This is a genomic window from Streptomyces sp. NBC_00299, from assembly GCF_036173045.1.
In the GTDB taxonomy this organism is placed as follows: Bacteria; Actinomycetota; Actinomycetes; order Streptomycetales; family Streptomycetaceae; genus Streptomyces; species Streptomyces machairae.
Map to the genome: position 1 here is coordinate 7,395,196 of NZ_CP108039.1, position 19,282 is coordinate 7,414,477.

Below are 19,282 nucleotides of genomic sequence, written 5' to 3' on the forward strand. Positions count from 1 at the left end.
AGCGGACACGGAACACTGGGTGTCGACCGGGTGGCGCGAGCCTTACGTTACGGCCACGGACGCGCCGCCGGCTGTGCATCACAACAGCGGCACCTGTGGGTGGGGCCGCGCCTCAGGGGCGCGGAGAACTGCGCGACCGGCCGCAGCGGCCCCGCAGTCACCGACCGGCAGCCGCCCCCGAGCCCTCTCGGATCAGCCCGAGACATGCCCCAGCGCGCGGCTCACGGGCGTCCCTTCGGCTTCCGCGGCGGCGGCGGTGGCGGAGGGGGCGGCCCGTCGGCCCCTCCGGACGACGACCCGTCCCCACGCCGCCGCGGAGGCCGGGGCGACCTCGGCGGCGGCGAAATCGGCCGTACGACCGTGGGCGCCCCGTACACATCGTCGTCACCGGCGGACGGCGGCTCACCAATTGGCGGTTCGCCGACCGGCGGGTCACCAGGGCGCCGCACACCACCGCGCCCCCACCGCGCATCAGGCCCCGGCGCGTCGTCGGCCGCCCGCGCGCCCCTGGGCGGTGGCGCCGCGCCGGGCGGCCGCGCGTCCTCCGGTTCGCGCAGCCGGTCCGGCACCCGCAGATACGGGTTCCTCCCGCGGTTGGGCGGCCGGTACGGCGTGCCGGGGGCGTACGGCCCCGACGGGCTTGCATCCGACGAAACCCCGGAGCCCTCGGCCGCCGAGCTCGCCGTACTCCACGGCGCGGCCACTCCGGTCCCGCCCGGCACCGCACCCCGAGCAAGCGCCGCCGCCCGCGCCCCCGCCGCCCCGGTCGCACGGGCCATGAGGGCCCCCACGGCGCCCGCCCCCGCCCCCCAAGCCGCCCCCAGCAGCAGCGCCACACCGAGGTTCCCCTGCAACCGCACCCCGGCGCCGAACGCATCGAAGCCCAGCACCGACAGCGAGGCGTCCACGGACAGCTCCGTCAGCCATGCGAGCAACGGCAGCGTCAACGCCGTGGCGACACCGAGCCGCAGCGCACACCGCCCGGCGAAGCGCAGGGCACCCGGATCCCGTACGTCCCCGGAACCAGGGCTCTCCAGGGCGCCCGCCACGACCGGCGTCCGCACGGCCGTCAGCACTCCCGCGAGCAGCATCATCACCGCCGCCGCGACTCCCAGCAGCCACACCCGGCCGTCCAGCTCCGCCAGCCTGCTCAGCGTGACGGACTGGTCGGCGCCGCTGTTCAGAAGGTCGTCCAGGGGGTCCGGGAGCAGGCCCACCAGCGGCCCCGTCGCCCGGCCGTCGAACGGCACGAGCAGGCCGATCGGGATGCCGAGCCAGACACCGTTCGGGGCGCCCAGCAGGGCCGCGCCGGCGATCCGCTTGGGGTGGTCGTCGCCGAACGCCGCGTACGCCGCCGCCGCGAGCCCGGCCGCCACCGCCACCAGCAGCACCGTGACGAGAGCGGACATGGCGGGTCGTACGACGCGGTGCACGGCCTCCCAGCCGCGCGGCAGCGGGGTACGGCGCGAGGCGAGCAGGGCGATCAGCAGGATGCCGGCGGACCAGGCCATGCCGCCGAGCAGCGTCGGCGCCGTATCCACCGTGAAGCCGACAGCCGCCTTCGCGTCGATGAGGTCACCGATCTGGTCGGGCAGCAGCCCGCCGATGTCCCCGATGTCCCCCACTCCGGGGATCTCGAGCCCGCCCCCGCCCCCGCCACCGCCCGGCAGGTCGTCGAGCCCCAGTGAGCTCCCGTCGATGGTGATGACGTCGTGCCCGGCCCAGGCCAGCCCGCCCAGCATCGCCACGAACAGCGCGACCACCGCGCCCGCGCGCGCGAGGAGTTCGGGCGGAGCGATCACAACTCCCGCGCCGCGCAAGGAGCGCAGGAAGAACCACGACAGCAGCACCGCGCCGACCAGGCTCACCCCGAGTGGCGTGATCTCGATGGCGGTCGACGCCTCCGCGCCCGTCAGCCCGAAAGCGGACACATCGCCGGACGGGGTGACAGAACCACCCGCCCCTAGGGCCACCACCGCCGCGGTCATGGGCCCCAGGGAGCCCGCGGCGTCGGCCTCCAGCAGATGCAGTCCGAGTGCCGCCGTGCCCGCCATCCCGATCAATGCCCAGCTCACGCAGGCGATCGCGGACAACAGGATGTCTCCCCACGGCAGCCGTGTGCCGTGCCTCGCGCTCTCGACGTTCGTGGACGCGCTCATGGCAGACCCCCCGATCCGCAGTGCGGCGACTGTTCGCCGCGCATGTCCCCCTCGCGTGGATTACCACTCTCCGGACTGATTTCAACCCCGTCAACGGAACCATTCGAAGCGCGGGGGCGTGGTCCTCACAAGGCCCGACTTTCGGTCAGGGGGCGGAGCCTGAAATAGTTCCCGACGATGTTCGACATCCCTAGACTCCCTGTGTTGGGGGTAACTCGGGGGACTACTCAGTGGGGCTGGAGTGCCGGAACTCGTACTGGAATTGAATGGAAGGACCTGGACGCTCGACCCGTCCAGGCCCTATACCCTCGGACGTGATCCGCAGGGTGACATCGTGCTCGACGACGCCAGAGTGTCCTGGCGGCACGCCACGATCAGCTGGAGCGGCCGCAGTTGGGTCATCGAGGACCACGGCAGCACCAACGGCACGTTCGTGCAGGGCCAGCGGATCCATCACCTGGAGATCGGCGGCGGCTCGGCCGTGTTCCTGGGCAACGCGACCGACGGACCATGCCTGAACCTCTCCGGCACCGCGGCCTCCGTCGCCTCGCCGCAGGCTCAGCCACAGCAGCAGCCGTACGCAGCGCAGGGCGCGAACCCCGGCTGGGCCCAGCCGGTCCCGCAGCAGCAGGCGCCGCAGCCGGTCCCCCAGCAGCAGGGGTCCCCGCAGGCCGGCTGGCAGCAGCCGCAGCAGGCCGCGGCTCATATCCCGCAGCAGCAGGGCCCCGGTGGTGGCGCGGGGGCGCCGCCGGTCTACGGCGACCGCAGCCCCACCACGTTCCATCAGTTCTCCATCGGCCGCGTGATGCGCATCGGCCGTGCGCTGGAGAACGAGCTGGTCGTCTCCGACCTCCAGGTCTCCCGGCACCACGCCGAGTTCCACTCGACGCCCGACGGCCGCATGGAGATCCGCGACCTCGGCTCCCACAACGGCACGTACGTCAACGGCCAGCCGATCGCCAAGGGCGGCTCGCAGCTGCTGGGCCCGGCGGACATCGTCGGTGTCGGTCACTCGACGTTCCGGATCGTCGGCGACCGCCTCGAGGAGTTCGTCGACACCGGTGAGGTCTCCTTCTCCGCCCGCCATCTGACCGTCACGGTCGACGGCGGCAAGCAGATCCTCAAGGACGTCTCCTTCGGCGTCCCGGAGAAGTCGCTCATCGCGGTCATCGGCCCGTCCGGCTCGGGCAAGTCGACCCTGCTCAAGGCGCTCACCGGCTACCGGCCCGCCAACCAGGGCGACGTCCTCTACGACAACCGGAACCTCTACAAGCAGTTCGCCGAGCTGCGTCAGCGCATCGGTCTGGTCCCGCAGGACGACATCCTGCACAAGGAGCTGACCGTCAAGAAGGCCCTCAAGTACGCGGCCAAGCTCCGTTTCCCGGCCGACACCACGGGCCGGGAGCGCGACGCCCGCATCGACGAGGTGCTGCGCGAACTGAAGCTCGACATCCACAAGGACAAGAAGGTCACCTCTCTGTCCGGCGGCCAGCGCAAGCGCGTCTCGGTGGCCCTGGAGCTGCTCACCAAGCCGTCGCTGATCTTCCTGGACGAGCCCACGTCGGGCCTCGACCCGGGCATGGACCGCGACGTCATGCAGCTGCTGCGCGGCCTCGCCGACGACGGCCGTACGGTGCTCGTCGTCACGCACTCGGTGGCCGAGCTGGCACTGTGCGACAAGCTCCTGGTGATGGCGCCGGGCGGTGCGGTCGCCTACTTCGGTCCGCCGGAGGAGGCGCTGAACTTCTTCGGCTACGACACCTGGGCCGACGTCTTCTCCGCCTTCGAGAACTACCGCGACTACGACTGGGCGGGCCGCTGGAAGGGCTCGCAGCACTACCAGATGTACGCCGCGGACATCGACGCGATTGCTCCGCAGTCCGTACAGATGCCCCCCATGCAGGCGATGAGGCCGCCGAAGCCGCAGGGCTGGCTGTCCCAGTTCCTGACCCTGGTGCGCCGCTACGTCTCGGTGATCGCCTCCGACAAGGGCTTCCTGGCCCTGACGGTGATCCTGCCGCTCGTCCTCGGCTCGGTGAGCCTGCTCATCGACTCCGGCAAGGACCTCCTGGTCAACACAGAGATCAACCCGAACACCGGCAAGCCCGTCGCCAACGGCACGGCCCTCACCGTCCTGCTGATCCTCGCGGTGGGCGCCTGCTTCGCAGGCGCCGCCAACTCCGTCCGTGAGCTGATCAAGGAACGGGTCATCTACGAACGGGAGCGCGCGACCGGCCTGTCCCGGTCCGCGTACCTGATGTCCAAGGTGTTCGTGCTCGGCCTGATCACGGTGCTGCAGGGCTTGATGGTCGGTGTCATCGGCTTCTCAAGCCGCACCATCCCGGACAAGGGCCTGATTCTCGGCAGCCAGATTCTGCTGGAGCTGTGTATTCCGATCATGGCACTGGGCTTCACCGCGATGATGTTCGGCCTGATCATCTCGGCCCTGGTGAAGACCGCCGAGAAGACCATGCCGCTGCTGGTCATGTTCGCGATCGTCCAGGTCGTCTTCACCGGCTGCCTGTTCCCGCTGGCCAACTCCATCGGTGTCAACGAGCTCTCGTACCTGATGCCGTCGCGCTGGGCGGTCGCCGCCGCCGGTGCCACGCTCGACTTCAACCAGATCAGCCCGCCCGCCAAGGGCGACAGCAACGACCCGCTGTGGGAGCACACGGTCGGCGCCTGGACCATGGACATGTTCGCCCTGATCGTCCTCGGCGTGATCTGCGGCATCTTCGTGGCCCGCTTCCTGCGCCGCCACGAGCCCGAGGTCATGCGTAAGTAGCCTTCCCGTACCGCGCCCGAAGGGCGGCACCCCATCAGGAGGGTGCCGCCCTTCGGCGTACGGATCAGAGGCCCGCGCCTACCTCGTTCAGTACGCGCTGTTGACGTTGTCGATCGAGCCGTACCGGTCGGCCGCGTAGTTGGCGGCGGCCGTGAGGTTGGCGACCGGGTCGTACTGGCTCTTGGCCGTGCCCGGGACGTGGTACGCGTCGAAGGTCGGCTTGATGACCTGGAGCAGACCGATCGACGGGACGCCGTTCTGGGCGTTGATGTCCCAGTTGTTGATCGCGTTCGGGTTACCCGAGGACTCCCGCATGATGTTCTTGTGCAGGCCGTTGTAGGAGCCCGGGATGTCGTGCTTCTTCATGATGTCGAGGGCCTCGCGGATCCAACCGTCGAGGTTGTTCGCGTAGGTCTTGGCAGCGACCGGCTTGACCTGGATGCGCTTGGCGTCGCGGCTCGCGGCCTCCTTCGCCTTGCGCGAGGCCTCGGCCTTCTTCGCGGCTGCGGCCTTCTTCGCGGCGGTGGCCTTGGCGGCCACGTGCTTGTCGTGGGCCACGGCGGCGCGGTGCTTGGCGGCGGCCACGGCGGCCTCGTGCTTGGCCGACATCTCCTCGGCCTTCACGCCGGCAGCGGCGAGCTGGTTGGTGACGCTCGGCTTGACGTCCTTGATCTGCTCGTTGCTGTACGCCACCTTGCCCGTGGGGGCGTCGGCCGTGGTCGTCTGGGCATTGCCCGGGACGGCGGACAGGGCGAGAGCGGCGGCGCCGAGCGTACCGACGCCGGCTATCGCGATCTTGTGGCGCTTGGTGAGCGTGCGATCAAGACGGTTCTTGGTGTTCTTGAGCATGGCAGTGGGACCTCTTCGAATAGCGCGGAGGTCGCTCGCTGTCCGTCAGGGGACACGGGTGCTTCCTGCACAAACGCCGCGGGCTGAACCCACGGCGCTGAGCGACGAGAGCAATTCTTAGCGGCCGCAAAATGGCGTGGCAAAGGTGTGACGTACGATCCTCGGTAGTGGACCCAGGAAGGGCAAAACGGGACAGACAGGACCGTCTGTCCCGCTCAAAAGGGACGTCGCTACCTACTACGGACTTTCGTACGTGACCTGCGCCCTATGTGCGGGCTCACATCGGCCGGGTAACAGTCTCACCGGCAGTTGCTGGCGCAACGCTCTGTGTGAGGACCCTCCTCCGGCAGGATGAGATGCACGTCGCCGAACTCGTGCCACAGGTAGAGCCCTTGCAGCGCCGCCTCGTAGCTGCGGTCGATCGCGGCCCGCCCGGCGACCGCCTCCAGCATCAGCAGATGCGAGGCCTCCGGCTCGTGCAGCCCGGTCAGCAGCCCGTCCACCACCCGCACCCCGCGCTCCGGCGTGACAACGAGGTCCGTCCACCCCTCACGCGCGCGGACGAGCCCGTCGGCACCCGCAGCCGACTCCACCGCCCGCACGGCCGTCGTCCCCACGGCGACGACCCGGCCGTCACCTGCCCTCGCCGCGTTGATCAGCCGAGCCGAGGCCTCCGGCACCGCGAACCGCTCCGGATACGGCGGCTCGTGCGCCTCCGCCGAGGCGACCCCGGTGTGCAGGGTGATCGGCGCGAACTGCACACCCCGGCTGACCAGCTCCGTCACCATCCGCAGCGTGAAGGGCCGCGCCGCACTCGGCATCTCCGCGCTGCCCGTCCCGTCGGCGGACGGCAGCGCGAACACCGTCTGGTACACGGAGAGCGGCTGGTCGCGCTCCGTATAGGAGTAACGAATCGGCCGCCCGTGCTCACGCATGAGTCCGAGGACCCCTGCCCCGCGGGAGCTCTCCCGGGACCCGGCGACCCGCGCCCACCACAGCCGCTCCCTCCCCGCCCCGAGCGGCTCCTCCAGCACCAGCCGCACCCCGCCCGGCAGCCCCACCTCAGTTCCCGCGGGCCCTCCCGCCCGCCGCCCGCCACCGCCCTTCCAACGAGCACGTCGCGCGCTGCCCCATATATGCGCGCGCGTGGCGCCGCTCTCGTCGGGATCCCGCAGCTCGACCGCCCACCGCCCGTCGTCCCCGCGCGTGGAGAAGTGCACCACCACGCGCGTGTGCCCGATCCGCCCGTCCACGGCGGCGGCCAGCGTCTCCGACGTGTTCACGACCAGCAGATCCCCGGCCCGCAACAGCCGCGGCAGCTCGCCGAACGCGTGATGCGTCACCTCGGTGCCCCGCGACACCAGCAGCCGTACGGCATCCCGGTCCAGCCCCGGCCCCCGCTGCTCGGCCGGCACCCGGGCCGACAGCTCCTCGGGCACCCTCCCCCACGCTCGAACAGGCTCGCGCGGGGGGACCCCCATCGCCAGCGTCATCGCCGTCCCTCCAGCAGAGCGGGCGCCCCGTAGCGGCCGCTCGCCGGACGCTCGTCCAGCAGCCGCAGGAAGGCCGGCACCACATCGCCCGGCGTCGGCCGTGGCTCGTCGTCGTCCGGTACGGCCGCCGCATACAGGTCCGTGGCCATGTCCCCGGGGTCGACCGCCCAGATCCGCAGCCCCGACTCCTCCTCGCCGAGCACGGCCGCGAGATGGTCCAGCGCCGCCTTCGACGCGCCGTACCCGCCCCAGGTCTCGTACGCCTCGGCGGCAGCGTCCGAGCTGACTGTGATCACCGCGCCCGTCCCGGACGCCCGCAGCAGCGGCAGAGCCTCCTGGACCACGCCCAGCGCGGCGACCACGTTCACCTCCAGCGCCCGCCGCAGTCCCTCCAGCGGTAGCTCGTCCAGCCGTACCAGCGGCTCGGCACCCAGCGCGCTGGCGTTGCTCACCAGCAGATCGACACCGCCCAGCTGCCAGGCAGCAGCCACCAGCTCGGCCCGGTGCCCGGCGTCCGTGACATCCCCCGGTACGGCCTGCACGCGCGTGCCGTACGACCGGAGGCCGGCCGCGGTCTCCTGGAGGACCTCCGGCGTCCTGGCGTCGAGCACCAGATCCCAGCCGCGCGAGGCCAGCGCCTCGGCGAGCGCGCGCCCCAGACCCTTCGAGGCTCCCGTGATGATTGCTACCGACATGACAACCGTCCCCTCGTACCAGGCCGCCTCCGATCGGCGGTGCCCCCAACGTAGGAACGGGGCCGCCCGCACCGCCTCGGACGCGGGCCGCAAAGCCGCGGGGCCCTTCGTCCTAAGCCGCACCGGGGACCGTTCGCCCTACGCCGCTGACCGGGGGACCGGAGGACTAGGACCGGCGCCCTAGCCGGCCGCCGCCACAGGTCCGATCCGGCTGTCACACCCCGCCGGTACCGTGAGGGCATGAGTCAAGGCCCCAGGTCCGGCCTAGCCGCGGTGAGCTCCGCGCTGCTGGCCATGAGCAGGCATCTCGAGGTGCGGGACGTCCTCAAGACGATCGTGGCCTCGGCCCGCGAGCTGCTCGACGCGCAGTATGCGGCGCTCGGTGTCCCGGACGACCACGGCGGCTTCGCCCAGTTCGTGGTAGACGGAGTCAGCGACGAACAGTGGAAGGCCATCGGCCCGCTCCCACGCCAGCACGGCATCCTTGCCGCGATGCTCCAGGAGGCGGAGATCGAGCGCCTCGCCGACGTCCGCAAGGACCCCCGCTTCGAGGGCTGGCCGTCGGCGCACCCCGACATGTCCGACTTCCTGGGCCTGCCGATCCGGGACGGCGACGAGGTCATCGGTGCGCTCTTCCTGGCCAACAAGAACTGCCCGAAGCCGGAAGGCAGTTGCGGCTTCACCGAGGAGGACGAGGACCTCCTCGGCATCCTCGCCCAGCACGCCGCGATCGCCCTGACCAACGCCCGTCTGTACGAACGCAGCCGCGAGCTGACGATCGCCGAGGAACGCTCGCGCCTCGCGCACGAACTGCACGACGCGGTCAGCCAGAAGCTCTTCTCCCTGCGCCTGACGGCCCAGGCGGCGGCCGCACTGATCGACCGTGATCCGTCCCGCGCCAAGGGCGAGTTGCACCAGGTGGCCGCACTCGCCGCCGAGGCCGCCGACGAACTGCGCGCCGCAGTCGTCGAGTTGCGCCCCGCGGCCCTCGACGAGGACGGCCTCGTCGCCACCCTGCGCACCCAGATCCAGGTCCTCGACCGCGCCCACTCCGCGCGCGTGACCTTCGCCGGCCACGGCGTGAAGGCCCTGCCCGCCGCCCAGGAGGAGGCCGTACTGCGCGTCACCCAGGAGGCCCTGCACAACGCCCTGCGGCACTCCGGCGGCGAGCACGTCGACGTGACGCTGGACAGGCGCGGCAGCGGAGCCGTCCTGCGCATCACGGACGACGGCGACGGCTTCGAACCGAAGGCGATACGCCGCGCCGGGCGACACCTGGGCCTGGTCTCCATGAGGGACCGGGCGAGCGGGGTCGGCGGCACGCTGACCGTGGAATCGGCGCCCGGCAAGGGCACCGTGATCGAGATGGAGGTCCCCGGTGGCTGACGCAATCAAGGTGCTGCTCGTCGACGACCACCAGGTCGTCCGCCGGGGCCTGCGCACGTTCCTCGAAGTGCAGGACGACATCGAGGTCGTGGGCGAGGCCGCCGACGGCGCCGAGGGAGTGGCCCGCGCCGAGGAACTCAAGCCCGACGTCGTGCTGATGGACGTCAAGATGCCGGGCATGGACGGCGTGGACGCCCTGCGCAAGCTCCGCGAACTGGGCAACCCCGTGCGCGTGCTGATCGTCACCAGCTTCACCGAACAGCGCACGGTGATCCCCGCCCTGCGCGCGGGCGCCGCCGGCTACGTCTACAAGGACGTGGACCCGGACGCCCTCGCCGGCGCCATCCGTTCCGTGCACGCCGGGCACATCCTGCTCCAACCCGAGGTCGCGGGCGCCCTGCTGTCCCAGGAGGAGGCCAACTCGGGGCAGGGAAGAGCCGGTTCGCTGACGGACCGCGAACGCGAGGTGCTCGGCCTGATCGCCGACGGTCGCTCCAACCGCGAGATCGCGCGGGCCCTGGTCCTCTCCGAGAAGACCGTCAAGACACACGTCTCAAACATCTTGATGAAACTCGACCTGGCGGACCGCACCCAGGCAGCCCTGTGGGCCGTACGCCATGGCATGACCGGCTGAAACGCTCTCCGCAGGACGTGACGGACGGCAATACGGAGGGTTCCGCTCCGGACTGAGATTCATACCGTCGTGGGAATGTCCCCCGGATGGCGCATCCTTCGTGGATCTCCACCGTTTTTCAGTGCGTGCTGCGGCGACTGCCGCGGCAATCGCAAGGAGGGCTCGAAAGTGAAGAACCTGAAGAAGGCAGCGGCCGTGACGATGGTGGCGGGTGGCCTGCTGGCCGCCGGTGCCGGTATGGCCTCCGCCACCGATGGCGCGCACGCCGACGGCAAGGCCGTGGGCTCCCCGGGCGTCGCCTCGGGCAACCTCGTCCAGGCCCCGGTTCACATCCCGGTCAACGCCGCGGGCAACAGCGTGAACGTCGTCGGCATCCTGAACCCCGCCTTCGGCAACCTGGCCGTCAACAAGTGACGCCCACCCGAAGCGAGCAGTGACCTCCGGCCTCCCGGCCCCACCCCGGGAGGCCGGTCTGTTTGTCGGCACGGGCTTCGGGACCCTTGGTCGGCGCAGGATCCGGGACACTCCAGCGCAGGCCGGCGCAATCCAGCCCGTCCGGCGCTTGAGGACGAGGCCGTCCAGGCAGAAACGGGGGCCTGGGGGCGGAGCCCCCGGGGACGGTCACACCAAAGCCGGCCACAAACAGCGGACGCTCACCGCACGCCCCGCTCCCGCTCCTCCACATACGCGTTGTACGAAGCAACCTGCGCTCGCCGAGCCACCCGCTCCACCGGACGCAACGCCTCAGCCCGAGCCCTCATCTCAGCGGAGCTCACCGCACCCCCGTGCCCGTTCGTACAGGCCAGCGAAATCAACAACCCCACCCGCTGCGCCAGCTCCAGCACCCGCACCGCCCGAGGCGGATATCCCGGCGCCAAAACCTCCCGCCCCCGCTCGGCCCGAGCCCGATACGCATCGATCGCCGCCTCGGCCACCGGCCCCGACCCGGCCACGTCCAGCCGGGACAACACCTCGGTCGCATCCCGCAGGGCCTCCGCCAGCTCCCGCTCGGCCTCGCCCAGAGACGGCACATCCGCAGGAGGCGCCCCCCGCACCGGCAGCACATGCCAGACGACCTCGACATGCACATCACCCTCGGGCCCGGCCTCGTACACCTCCGGCACCAGCCCGATCGCGGCGCCGTGACAGATCACCGCTTCCTCGGCATCCATCGCCCGCGCATTGAACTCCGGCGGACCGCTCAGCCCCAGCGGGTGCCCCGGCGCGGGCAGCGCGACCCGCAGCCCGCTCACCCCGAGCGTCCGCAGCCGGCCCAGCGCCAGCGTGAGCCCGACGGGTGCCGACTCACCCGGCAGCCCCTCCACCCGGTGCACGGCATCGTCCCCGACGATCTCCAGCACAGCATCATCCGGCGAGACAAGTCCGGCCAAAAGGGCATTTCCCCAAGCCGCAAGGCGTCCTGAACGCGGTTCCGAGAGCATGCCCCCACCCTAAGGACCGGACCGATGGAATGAAGCGCCCGACCGGTGGCGTAGATTTCGTTGAGGGCTGCGCCCACAGGCGCACGCGACCACCGAGACGCCGAGACGCCGAGACCGGTCACACTGCAAGGGGAGACAACGCGCTCATGAGCGATGTTCTGGAGCTTCAGGACGTATCCGTGGTCCGCGAGGGCCGGGCTCTGGTGGACCAGGTCTCCTGGTCGGTCAAGGAGGGCGAGCGCTGGGTCATCCTCGGCCCGAACGGCGCCGGCAAGACCACCCTCCTGAACCTCGCCTCCAGCTACCTCTTCCCCAGCAAGGGCACCGTCTCCATCCTCGACGAGACCCTCGGCAAGCCCGGCACCGACGTCTTCGAACTGCGTCCGCGCATCGGCACGGCCGGTGTCGCCATGATCGACAAGCTGCCCAAGAAGCAGACGGTCCTGCAGACCGTGCTGACCGCCGCGTACGGCATGACCGCCGGCTGGCACGAGGACTACGACGAGATCGACGAGCAGCGTGCCCGCGCCTTCCTCGACCGTCTCGGCATGAGCGACTACGTGGACCGCAAGTTCGGCACCCTCTCCGAGGGCGAGCGCAAGCGCACACTCATCGCCCGTGCTCTGATGACCGACCCCGAGCTGCTTCTCCTCGACGAGCCCGCCGCCGGCCTCGACCTCGGTGGCCGCGAGGACCTCGTACGCCGCCTCGGCCGCCTCGCCCGCGACCCGATCGCGCCCTCCATGATCATGGTCACGCACCACGTCGAGGAGATCGCCCCCGGCTTCACCCACGTCCTGATGATCCGTCAGGGCAAGGTCCTCGCCGCGGGCCCGCTGGAGCTCGAACTCACCTCCCGCAACCTCTCCCTCTGCTTCGGCCTCCCGCTCGTCGTCGAACAGGTTGGCGAGCGCTGGACGGCACAGGGCCTCCCGCTCTCCTGACTCGCTCCTTCACCCCGCAAAACCCCGGTAAGAAGGGCTTTTCAAACGATCGGCGCCCTGTCGGCGACCGGGCCCGCGGTCCTACCATGACCATGTGGAAATCGACGCGTGGGTTTGGTGGTTGATCGGCGCGGCAGCGCTCGGCATCGGGCTCGTGATCACCGCGATGCCCGAACTCGCCATGCTGGCGGTGGGCGCCGTGGCGGCCGCGGTGGTCGCCGGCATCCTCGGCGGTGACGCCGTCGTCCAGGTCGTGTCCTTCGTCGTCGTCTCGACCGCACTCATCGCCGTCGTACGGCCCATCGCGAACAGACATCGCGCACAGCGACCCCAACTCGCCACCGGCATCGAGGCCTTGAAGGGCAGACAGGCCGTCGTTCTGGAGCGCGTCGACGCCTCCGGCGGCCGGATCAAGCTCGCCGGGGAGGTCTGGTCGGCACGCGCCCTCGACACCGACCGCGCCTACGAAGTAGGCCAGGAAGTGGACGTCGTGGACATCGAGGGGGCCACGGCGATCGTCATGTGACCTCGCACGACGTAACTGGCGCGAACCCGCCGCGAGTTCCGCGACGGTCTGTCAGACTCGACCAGCAAGATCTTCAACAACCATAAGATCTGCGGAAGAAGCCGCGGCGGAGAAGGGGTACGGGGAAAGACCATGGAACCGGTCATCATCGTCTTGATCATTCTGGTGGTGTTGGTCTTCATCGCCCTGATCAAGACGATCCAGGTCATCCCGCAGGCCAGCGCGGCCATCGTCGAGCGCTTCGGCCGCTACACGCGGACACTCAACGCGGGCCTCAACATCGTGGTCCCGTTCATCGACACCATCCGCAACCGCATCGACCTGCGCGAACAGGTCGTGCCGTTCCCGCCCCAGCCGGTGATCACCCAGGACAACCTGGTCGTGAACATCGACACCGTCATCTACTACCAGGTGACCGACGCCCGCGCCGCGACCTACGAGGTCGCCAGCTACATCCAGGCGATCGAGCAGCTCACCGTCACCACGCTCCGCAACATCATCGGCGGCATGGACCTGGAGCGCACCCTGACCTCCCGCGAGGAGATCAACGCGGCCCTGCGCGGGGTCCTCGACGAGGCGACGGGCAAGTGGGGCATCCGCGTAAACCGCGTCGAACTCAAGGCAATTGAGCCACCTACCTCCATCCAGGACTCGATGGAGAAGCAGATGCGCGCCGACCGTGACAAGCGCGCCGCCATCCTCACCGCGGAAGGTACGCGCCAGGCCGCGATCCTCACCGCCGAAGGCGAGAAGCAGTCCCAGATCCTGCGCGCCGAAGGTGAGGCCAAGGCCGCCGCCCTGCGCGCCGAGGGCGAGGCCCAGGCCGTCCGCACGGTCTTCGAGGCCATCCACGCCGGCGACCCCGACCAGAAGCTCCTCAGCTACCAGTACCTCCAGATGCTCCCCAAGATCGCCGAAGGCGACGCCAACAAGCTCTGGATCGTCCCCAGCGAAATCGGCGACGCCCTCAAGGGCCTGTCGGGCGCGATGGGCAACCTCGGCGGCCTGGGCGGAGGTTCAGGCAACGGCGGCTCCGGCACAGGAACGGAACGCCGAGAGAAGCCGTCGATCGACTGAGACGCACACGGCCCTACGGCAATGGGGCCCGCCTTCCAAGGAAGGCGGGCCCCAAAGGCTTTTAGGGGCGCGGGGAACTGCGCGACAAGCCACAACGAAGCGGCAGCCTACGAACCACCAATGGGTCTACGGCGAGTGGTCAGGCCGCGTCCATCGCCAACCAGTCGGGCAGCGCAGCAAACTCGTCGGCCCCCAGCGTCAGCAACATCGCATCGGCAGGCGTCGGCTCGAACGGCTCCCGAAGCAACGGCATCCCCGCCTGCTCAGGCGTCCGGTCGGCCTTCCGATGATTGTCCTCGGCGCACGAGGCGACCGTATTCAGCCACGAGTCCTGCCCACCGTGCGACCGCGGCACCACGTGGTCCACGGTCGTGGCCCTGCGCCCGCAGTATGCGCACCGGTGCCGGTCTCGCACCAGAACACCCCGCCTCGACCACGGCGCTTGTCTTCGGAACGGCACCCGTACGTACCTGCAGAGCCTGATCACCCGGGGCGCGGGTATGTCGACCGCGGCTCCGCGCATGCGCAGTTCGGGGTGGGCCTGCTCAACGACGGCCTTGTCCTGAAGCACCAGAACGACGGCTCGGTTCAACGTCACCGTCGACAGCGGCTCGAAGCTCGCGTTCAGTACCAGCGTGTCCCGCATGACCAGCCCACCTCCCGTATGCAGCCGCCCACCCCGTGGCGGGCTGGGATCAACTCTGGCCGGGCACGCCGAGATGGACAACGAAATAAAAAATGCCCGCCCCCGATCACTTCCATGACCAGGGGCGGGCAAACGTTCCGTGAACGTCAGGCTTCGGCGGGCACCTCGTACTCGCCGATCACATGGGCGCGCGCGATCGCGTGGAACCGCAGGTTGAATCCGACGACGGCCGGACTGGCGTCCGAGTCCGGACCGAGCTTCTCCTGGTCCACGGCGTACACCGTGAACACATAGCGATGCGGCCCGTCCCCGGGCGGCGGCGCGGCACCGCCGAACTCCTTCGACCCATAGTCGTTCCGCGCCTGTACGGCACCCTCCGGCAGCCCCTCGAACTTGCCGCTGCCCGCACCGGCCGGCAGCTCGGTCACCGAGGCCGGGATGTCGAAGACGACCCAGTGCCAGAACCCGCTGCCCGTAGGGGCGTCGGGGTCGTAGCAGGTCACGGCGAAGCTCTTGGTCTCGGCCGGGAAGCCTTCCCAGCGCAGTTGCGGCGAGGTATTGCCCGCCGCGTGGACCTGAGCGTCCTTGAGGGTCCCGCCCTGCTCGACGTCCTCGCTCGTGACCGTGAAGGACGGCACGGGCGGATGGAAGTCGTGGGGCAGCGGCCGCCGCTTGAGCTCGGTCACTTCGATACCTCCTGATGAACCGGTGGAATCAGCAGTTCCGAGCCTAGAACCAGTTGCGCTTGCTGCCGACCTCGGACAGCCACTGGTTGAGGTACGCCGCCCAGTCGGTCCCCTGGAAGTCGTTGAGTCCCACCTGGAACGACCGGAAGGTGTCGCTGCCCTCGCTGAACAGCCCCGGCTTCTTGTCCATTTCGAGGACGACGTCCATCGTGCGCTCGTCCGCGACGAAGCTCAGCTCGACCTGGTTGATCCCGCGGTACTGCTGCGGCGGGAAGAACTCGATCTCCTGGTAGAACGGCAGCTTCTGCCGCGTACCGCGGATGTGGCCGCGCTCCATGTCCGCGTTCTTGAAGCGGAAGCCCAGCTGGATGAAGGCGTCGAGGATCGCCTTCTGCGCGGGCAGCGGGTGCACGTTGATCGGGTCCAGGTCGGTGGAGTCCACGGCCCGCGCGATCGCCAGCTCCGTCGTCACACCGATGTTCATGCCGCGCAGCGTCTGACCGTCGATCGTCGTGACCGGCGTCTCCCACGGGATCTCCAGCCCGAAGGGCACCGCGTGCACGCCCCCGGCCTGCAGCTCGAAGGCACCACCGAGCTGCATCTTCGTGAACTCGATGTCCTGCTTGTACTCCGAGTCCTGGCCCTCGACCTCGACACGCGCCTGAAGGCCCACGGACAGGCCCTCGATGTTCTGGTTCACGGACCCGCCCTGAATCCGCACCTCACCCTGGACGACACCGCCCGGGACGACGTTGACCTCCGTCAGCACCGTCTCGACCGAAGCCCCGCCGGCCCCCAGGCTCGCGAGCAGCTTCTTGAACGCCATGACTCTCCTCTTTTCAGAGTGGATCCCTTGATCCCTACAAACGCGATCCGGCCGTGGCCGGTTCCGCGCTCCCACCCTGGCAAGTCGCAGACCCCCTGACCACCCCGTCGCAACCACCCGTCTGCACTACCCTCGGACGGCATGATCGCGACCCCCGACCGTACGCCCCTGCCCCGGGCCTTCTTCGACCGGCCCGTCCTTGAAGTAGCCCCCGACCTCTTGGGCCGCATCCTCGTACGCAGCACCCCGGACGGTCCGATCACCCTCCGCCTCACAGAGGTCGAGGCCTACGACGGCCCGAACGACCCCGGCTCCCACGCCTATCGCGGCCGCACGCCCCGCAATGACGTGATGTTCGGTCCCCCCGGACACGTATACGTCTACTTCACCTACGGCATGTGGCACTGCATGAACCTGGTGTGCGGCCCCGACGGCGAGGCGAGCGCGGTCCTGCTGCGCGCCGGCGAGATCGTCGAGGGCGCCGAGCTCGCCCGCACACGTCGACTCTCGGCCCGCAACGACAAGGAACTGGCCAAAGGCCCGGCTCGCCTGGCAACGGCCCTGGACGTGGACCGAGCACTGGACGGCACGGACGCCTGCGCCTCCGGCGAGACCCCGCTGAGGATCCTCACGGGCACCCCGACCCCGTCCGACCAGGTACGCAACGGCCCACGCACCGGCGTGGCGGGCGACGGCGGAAACGGGGACGTCCACCCCTGGCGCTACTGGATCGCCAACGACCCCACGGTGAGCCCTTATCGGGCCCACGTCCCCAGGCGTCGCCGAAGTTGACGCGCGCTGACGAGGCGCGTAACGTGGCCCGAGCCGCTGAACCGGGTACTGCGAAGTCAGCAGCCGGAGCGGCCAACCCACTACCTAGGAGAACCCCTAAGCGGGGTCGATTCCGGCGTGCCCGCATGCCCGAATTCGATTGCGCAGAGCCCGATTATGAATCGGGCGGGGGAATCGGCTAACGTAGTGAATGTCGAAAGGCCGACGGGCGAAAGCCCAAAGCCTCAAGACATCCCGCCGACAGGGAATCGGATCGAGAAAAGGATCTGATAGAGTCGGAAACGCAAGACCGAAGGGAAGCGCCCGGAGGAAAGCCCGAGAGGGTGAGTACAAAGGAAGCGTCCGTTCCTTGAGAACTCAACAGCGTGCCAAAAATCAACGCCAGATATGTTGATACCCCGTCTACCGGAAACATCAGTTCCCGGTGGCGAGGTTCCTTTGAAATAAACACAGCGAGGACGCTGTGAACGGCCGGGCTTATTCCGCCTGGCTGTTCCGCTCTCGTGATGTGTCGTCCCGATTACGGGAAAACATTCACGGAGAGTTTGATCCTGGCTCAGGACGAACGCTGGCGGCGTGCTTAACACATGCAAGTCGAACGATGAACCACTTCGGTGGGGATTAGTGGCGAACGGGTGAGTAACACGTGGGCAATCTGCCCTTCACTCTGGGACAAGCCCTGGAAACGGGGTCTAATACCGGATACCACCTTCACTGGCATCTGTGAAGGTTGAAAGCTCCGGCGGTGAAGGATGAGCCCGCGGCCTATCAGCTTGTTGGTGAGGTAATGGCTCACCAAGGCGACGACGGGTAGCCGGCCTGAGAGGGCGACCGGCCACACTGGGACTGAGACACGGCCCAGACTCCTACGGGAGGCAGCAGTGGGGAATATTGCACAATGGGCGAAAGCCTGATGCAGCGACGCCGCGTGAGGGATGACGGCCTTCGGGTTGTAAACCTCTTTCAGCAGGGAAGAAGCGAAAGTGACGGTACCTGCAGAAGAAGCGCCGGCTAACTACGTGCCAGCAGCCGCGGTAATACGTAGGGCGCAAGCGTTGTCCGGAATTATTGGGCGTAAAGAGCTCGTAGGCGGCTTGTCACGTCGGGTGTGAAAGCCCGGGGCTTAACCCCGGGTCTGCATTCGATACGGGCTAGCTAGAGTGTGGTAGGGGAGATCGGAATTCCTGGTGTAGCGGTGAAATGCGCAGATATCAGGAGGAACACCGGTGGCGAAGGCGGATCTCTGGGCCATTACTGACGCTGAGGAGCGAAAGCGTGGGGAGCGAACAGGATTAGATACCCTGGTAGTCCACGCCGTAAACGGTGGGAACTAGGTGTTGGCGACATTCCACGTCGTCGGTGCCGCAGCTAACGCATTAAGTTCCCCGCCTGGGGAGTACGGCCGCAAGGCTAAAACTCAAAGGAATTGACGGGGGCCCGCACAAGCAGCGGAGCATGTGGCTTAATTCGACGCAACGCGAAGAACCTTACCAAGGCTTGACATACACCGGAAAGCATTAGAGATAGTGCCCCCCTTAGTGGTCGGTGTACAGGTGGTGCATGGCTGTCGTCAGCTCGTGTCGTGAGATGTTGGGTTAAGTCCCGCAACGAGCGCAACCCTTGTTCTGTGTTGCCAGCATGCCCTTCGGGGTGATGGGGACTCACAGGAGACCGCCGGGGTCAACTCGGAGGAAGGTGGGGACGACGTCAAGTCATCATGCCCCTTATGTCTTGGGCTGCACACGTGCTACAATGGCAGGTACAATGAGCTGCGATACCGTGAGGTGGAGCGAATCTCAAAAAGCCTGTCTCAGTTCGGATTGGGGTCTGCAACTCGACCCCATGAAGTCGGAGTTGCTAGTAATCGCAGATCAGCATTGCTGCGGTGAATACGTTCCCGGGCCTTGTACACACCGCCCGTCACGTCACGAAAGTCGGTAACACCCGAAGCCGGTGGCCCAACCCCTTGTGGGAGGGAGCTGTCGAAGGTGGGACTGGCGATTGGGACGAAGTCGTAACAAGGTAGCCGTACCGGAAGGTGCGGCTGGATCACCTCCTTTCTAAGGAGCACTTCTAAGCCGGGCTTGCCCGGTTCAGAGGCCACTACGCAGGCAAACGTTCTGCGGTGGTTGCTCATGGGTGGAACGTTGATTATTCGGCACACTTGATCGTCTTCTCCTTCTAGTACTGCTCTTCGGAGCGTGGAACGTTGAGGGAAGCGGGGAGTGTGTCGGGCACGCTGTTGGGTGTCTGAAGTATCGGCCGCAAGGTTGTGCTTCGGTTGCCGGCGCCGGTGTAGCACCACAGTGGTGGTGTGTGACGGTGTACTGGTCGTTGTTTGA

The 19,282-nt window shown here is 68.5% G+C and carries 16 protein-coding genes and 1 rRNA gene; 9 read left to right on the top strand and 8 right to left on the bottom strand.

Annotated features, from left to right (window positions below):
- Window positions 1–221: 221 nt before the first annotated feature.
- Window positions 222–2,159, bottom strand: a complete 1,938-nt coding sequence (locus OHT51_RS32985) for a streptophobe family protein (protein ID WP_328882561.1) — start codon at window positions 2,157–2,159, stop codon at window positions 222–224.
- Window positions 2,160–2,400: 241 nt separating this feature from the next.
- Here OHT51_RS32985 and OHT51_RS32990 point away from each other — a divergent pair, with 241 nt between their 5' ends.
- On the top strand, window positions 2,401–4,944 hold the full coding sequence (locus tag OHT51_RS32990; protein WP_328882562.1) for an ABC transporter ATP-binding protein/permease: 2,544 nt from the start codon (window positions 2,401–2,403) through the stop codon (window positions 4,942–4,944).
- 87 nt (window positions 4,945–5,031) lie between these two features.
- On the opposite strand, the gene OHT51_RS32995 is transcribed toward OHT51_RS32990, so the two are convergent.
- The 3 genes from OHT51_RS32995 to OHT51_RS33005 form a co-directional block, all read right to left on the bottom strand.
- Window positions 5,032–5,793 carry a transglycosylase SLT domain-containing protein gene (locus tag OHT51_RS32995; RefSeq protein ID WP_328882563.1) on the bottom strand — a complete coding sequence of 254 codons (762 nt, stop codon included), beginning with the start codon at window positions 5,791–5,793 and terminating at the stop codon, window positions 5,032–5,034.
- Between the two features lie 299 nt (window positions 5,794–6,092).
- Window positions 6,093–7,286 carry an S-adenosylmethionine:tRNA ribosyltransferase-isomerase gene (locus OHT51_RS33000; protein WP_328882564.1) on the bottom strand — a complete coding sequence of 398 codons (1,194 nt, stop codon included), beginning with the start codon at window positions 7,284–7,286 and terminating at the stop codon, window positions 6,093–6,095.
- Window positions 7,283–7,981, bottom strand: coding sequence for an SDR family NAD(P)-dependent oxidoreductase (locus OHT51_RS33005; RefSeq protein ID WP_328882565.1), 699 nt, complete (start codon window positions 7,979–7,981; stop codon window positions 7,283–7,285). Before OHT51_RS33005 ends, OHT51_RS33000 begins: the two co-directional genes overlap by 4 nt.
- 240 nt (window positions 7,982–8,221) lie before the next feature.
- On the opposite strand from OHT51_RS33005, the gene OHT51_RS33010 reads away from it, so the two are divergent.
- The 3 genes from OHT51_RS33010 (at window position 8,222) to chpE (ending at window position 10,415) form a co-directional block, all read left to right on the top strand.
- On the top strand, window positions 8,222–9,367 hold the full coding sequence (locus OHT51_RS33010; RefSeq protein ID WP_328882566.1) for a GAF domain-containing sensor histidine kinase: 1,146 nt from the start codon (window positions 8,222–8,224) through the stop codon (window positions 9,365–9,367).
- On the top strand, window positions 9,360–10,001 hold the full coding sequence (locus OHT51_RS33015) for a response regulator transcription factor (RefSeq protein WP_328882567.1): 642 nt from the start codon (window positions 9,360–9,362) through the stop codon (window positions 9,999–10,001). Before OHT51_RS33010 ends, OHT51_RS33015 begins: the two co-directional genes overlap by 8 nt.
- Before the next feature lie 168 nt (window positions 10,002–10,169).
- Complete coding sequence (gene chpE, locus OHT51_RS33020) at window positions 10,170–10,415, top strand: chaplin ChpE (RefSeq protein ID WP_328882568.1); 246 nt, start codon at window positions 10,170–10,172, stop codon at window positions 10,413–10,415.
- A gap of 239 nt (window positions 10,416–10,654) precedes the next feature.
- Here the strand turns inward: chpE and OHT51_RS33025 are convergent, their stop codons facing one another.
- Window positions 10,655–11,443, bottom strand: coding sequence for a hypothetical protein (locus OHT51_RS33025; protein ID WP_328882569.1), 789 nt, complete (start codon window positions 11,441–11,443; stop codon window positions 10,655–10,657).
- Window positions 11,444–11,589: 146 nt separating this feature from the next.
- Between OHT51_RS33025 and OHT51_RS33030 the strand changes: the two genes are divergently transcribed.
- The 3 genes from OHT51_RS33030 to OHT51_RS33040 all read left to right on the top strand — a co-directional run bounded on the left by OHT51_RS33030 (window position 11,590) and on the right by OHT51_RS33040 (window position 13,990).
- Window positions 11,590–12,387 (top strand): ABC transporter ATP-binding protein, encoded by a 798-nt coding sequence (locus OHT51_RS33030; RefSeq protein ID WP_328428683.1) that lies wholly within the window; start codon window positions 11,590–11,592, stop codon window positions 12,385–12,387.
- 94 nt (window positions 12,388–12,481) lie between these two features.
- Window positions 12,482–12,913 (top strand): NfeD family protein, encoded by a 432-nt coding sequence (locus tag OHT51_RS33035; protein WP_328882570.1) that lies wholly within the window; start codon window positions 12,482–12,484, stop codon window positions 12,911–12,913.
- 132 nt (window positions 12,914–13,045) lie between these two features.
- Complete coding sequence (locus tag OHT51_RS33040; protein ID WP_328882571.1) at window positions 13,046–13,990, top strand: SPFH domain-containing protein; 945 nt, start codon at window positions 13,046–13,048, stop codon at window positions 13,988–13,990.
- Window positions 13,991–14,129: 139 nt separating this feature from the next.
- Here OHT51_RS33040 and OHT51_RS33045 read toward each other — a convergent pair whose 3' ends face one another.
- The 3 genes from OHT51_RS33045 to OHT51_RS33055 form a co-directional block, all read right to left on the bottom strand.
- Window positions 14,130–14,636 (bottom strand): HNH endonuclease, encoded by a 507-nt coding sequence (locus OHT51_RS33045; RefSeq protein ID WP_328882572.1) that lies wholly within the window; start codon window positions 14,634–14,636, stop codon window positions 14,130–14,132.
- A 146-nt stretch (window positions 14,637–14,782) separates the two neighbouring features.
- Window positions 14,783–15,322: a YbhB/YbcL family Raf kinase inhibitor-like protein gene (locus OHT51_RS33050; RefSeq protein ID WP_328882573.1), complete on the bottom strand. Its 540-nt coding sequence runs from the start codon at window positions 15,320–15,322 to the stop codon at window positions 14,783–14,785.
- A gap of 43 nt (window positions 15,323–15,365) precedes the next feature.
- On the bottom strand, window positions 15,366–16,148 hold the full coding sequence (locus OHT51_RS33055) for a sporulation protein (RefSeq protein WP_328882574.1): 783 nt from the start codon (window positions 16,146–16,148) through the stop codon (window positions 15,366–15,368).
- A gap of 141 nt (window positions 16,149–16,289) precedes the next feature.
- Here OHT51_RS33055 and OHT51_RS33060 point away from each other — a divergent pair, with 141 nt between their 5' ends.
- Entirely contained in the window at window positions 16,290–16,940 is a 651-nt protein-coding gene (locus OHT51_RS33060) for a DNA-3-methyladenine glycosylase (protein ID WP_328882575.1), read from the top strand.
- A 533-nt stretch (window positions 16,941–17,473) separates the two neighbouring features.
- Window positions 17,474–19,000: ribosomal RNA gene (locus OHT51_RS33065) — 16S ribosomal RNA — on the top strand.
- Window positions 19,001–19,282 lie beyond the last annotated feature (282 nt).

What these genes read in the sequence shown, in the direction of transcription:
- OHT51_RS32985 (WP_328882561.1), bottom strand. Translation starts at nt 2,159, where the DNA reads ATGAGCGCGTCCACGAACGTCGAGAGCGCGAGGCACGGCACACGGCTG.
- OHT51_RS32995 (WP_328882563.1), bottom strand. Translation starts at nt 5,793, where the DNA reads ATGCTCAAGAACACCAAGAACCGTCTTGATCGCACGCTCACCAAGCGC.
- OHT51_RS33000 (WP_328882564.1), bottom strand. Translation starts at nt 7,286, where the DNA reads ATGACGCTGGCGATGGGGGTCCCCCCGCGCGAGCCTGTTCGAGCGTGG.
- OHT51_RS33005 (WP_328882565.1), bottom strand. Translation starts at nt 7,981, where the DNA reads ATGTCGGTAGCAATCATCACGGGAGCCTCGAAGGGTCTGGGGCGCGCG.
- OHT51_RS33010 (WP_328882566.1), top strand. Translation starts at nt 8,222, where the DNA reads ATGAGTCAAGGCCCCAGGTCCGGCCTAGCCGCGGTGAGCTCCGCGCTG.
- OHT51_RS33025 (WP_328882569.1), bottom strand. Translation starts at nt 11,443, where the DNA reads ATGCTCTCGGAACCGCGTTCAGGACGCCTTGCGGCTTGGGGAAATGCC.
- OHT51_RS33030 (WP_328428683.1), top strand. Translation starts at nt 11,590, where the DNA reads ATGAGCGATGTTCTGGAGCTTCAGGACGTATCCGTGGTCCGCGAGGGC.
- OHT51_RS33040 (WP_328882571.1), top strand. Translation starts at nt 13,046, where the DNA reads ATGGAACCGGTCATCATCGTCTTGATCATTCTGGTGGTGTTGGTCTTC.
- OHT51_RS33045 (WP_328882572.1), bottom strand. Translation starts at nt 14,636, where the DNA reads ATGCGGGACACGCTGGTACTGAACGCGAGCTTCGAGCCGCTGTCGACG.
- OHT51_RS33055 (WP_328882574.1), bottom strand. Translation starts at nt 16,148, where the DNA reads ATGGCGTTCAAGAAGCTGCTCGCGAGCCTGGGGGCCGGCGGGGCTTCG.
- OHT51_RS33060 (WP_328882575.1), top strand. Translation starts at nt 16,290, where the DNA reads ATGATCGCGACCCCCGACCGTACGCCCCTGCCCCGGGCCTTCTTCGAC.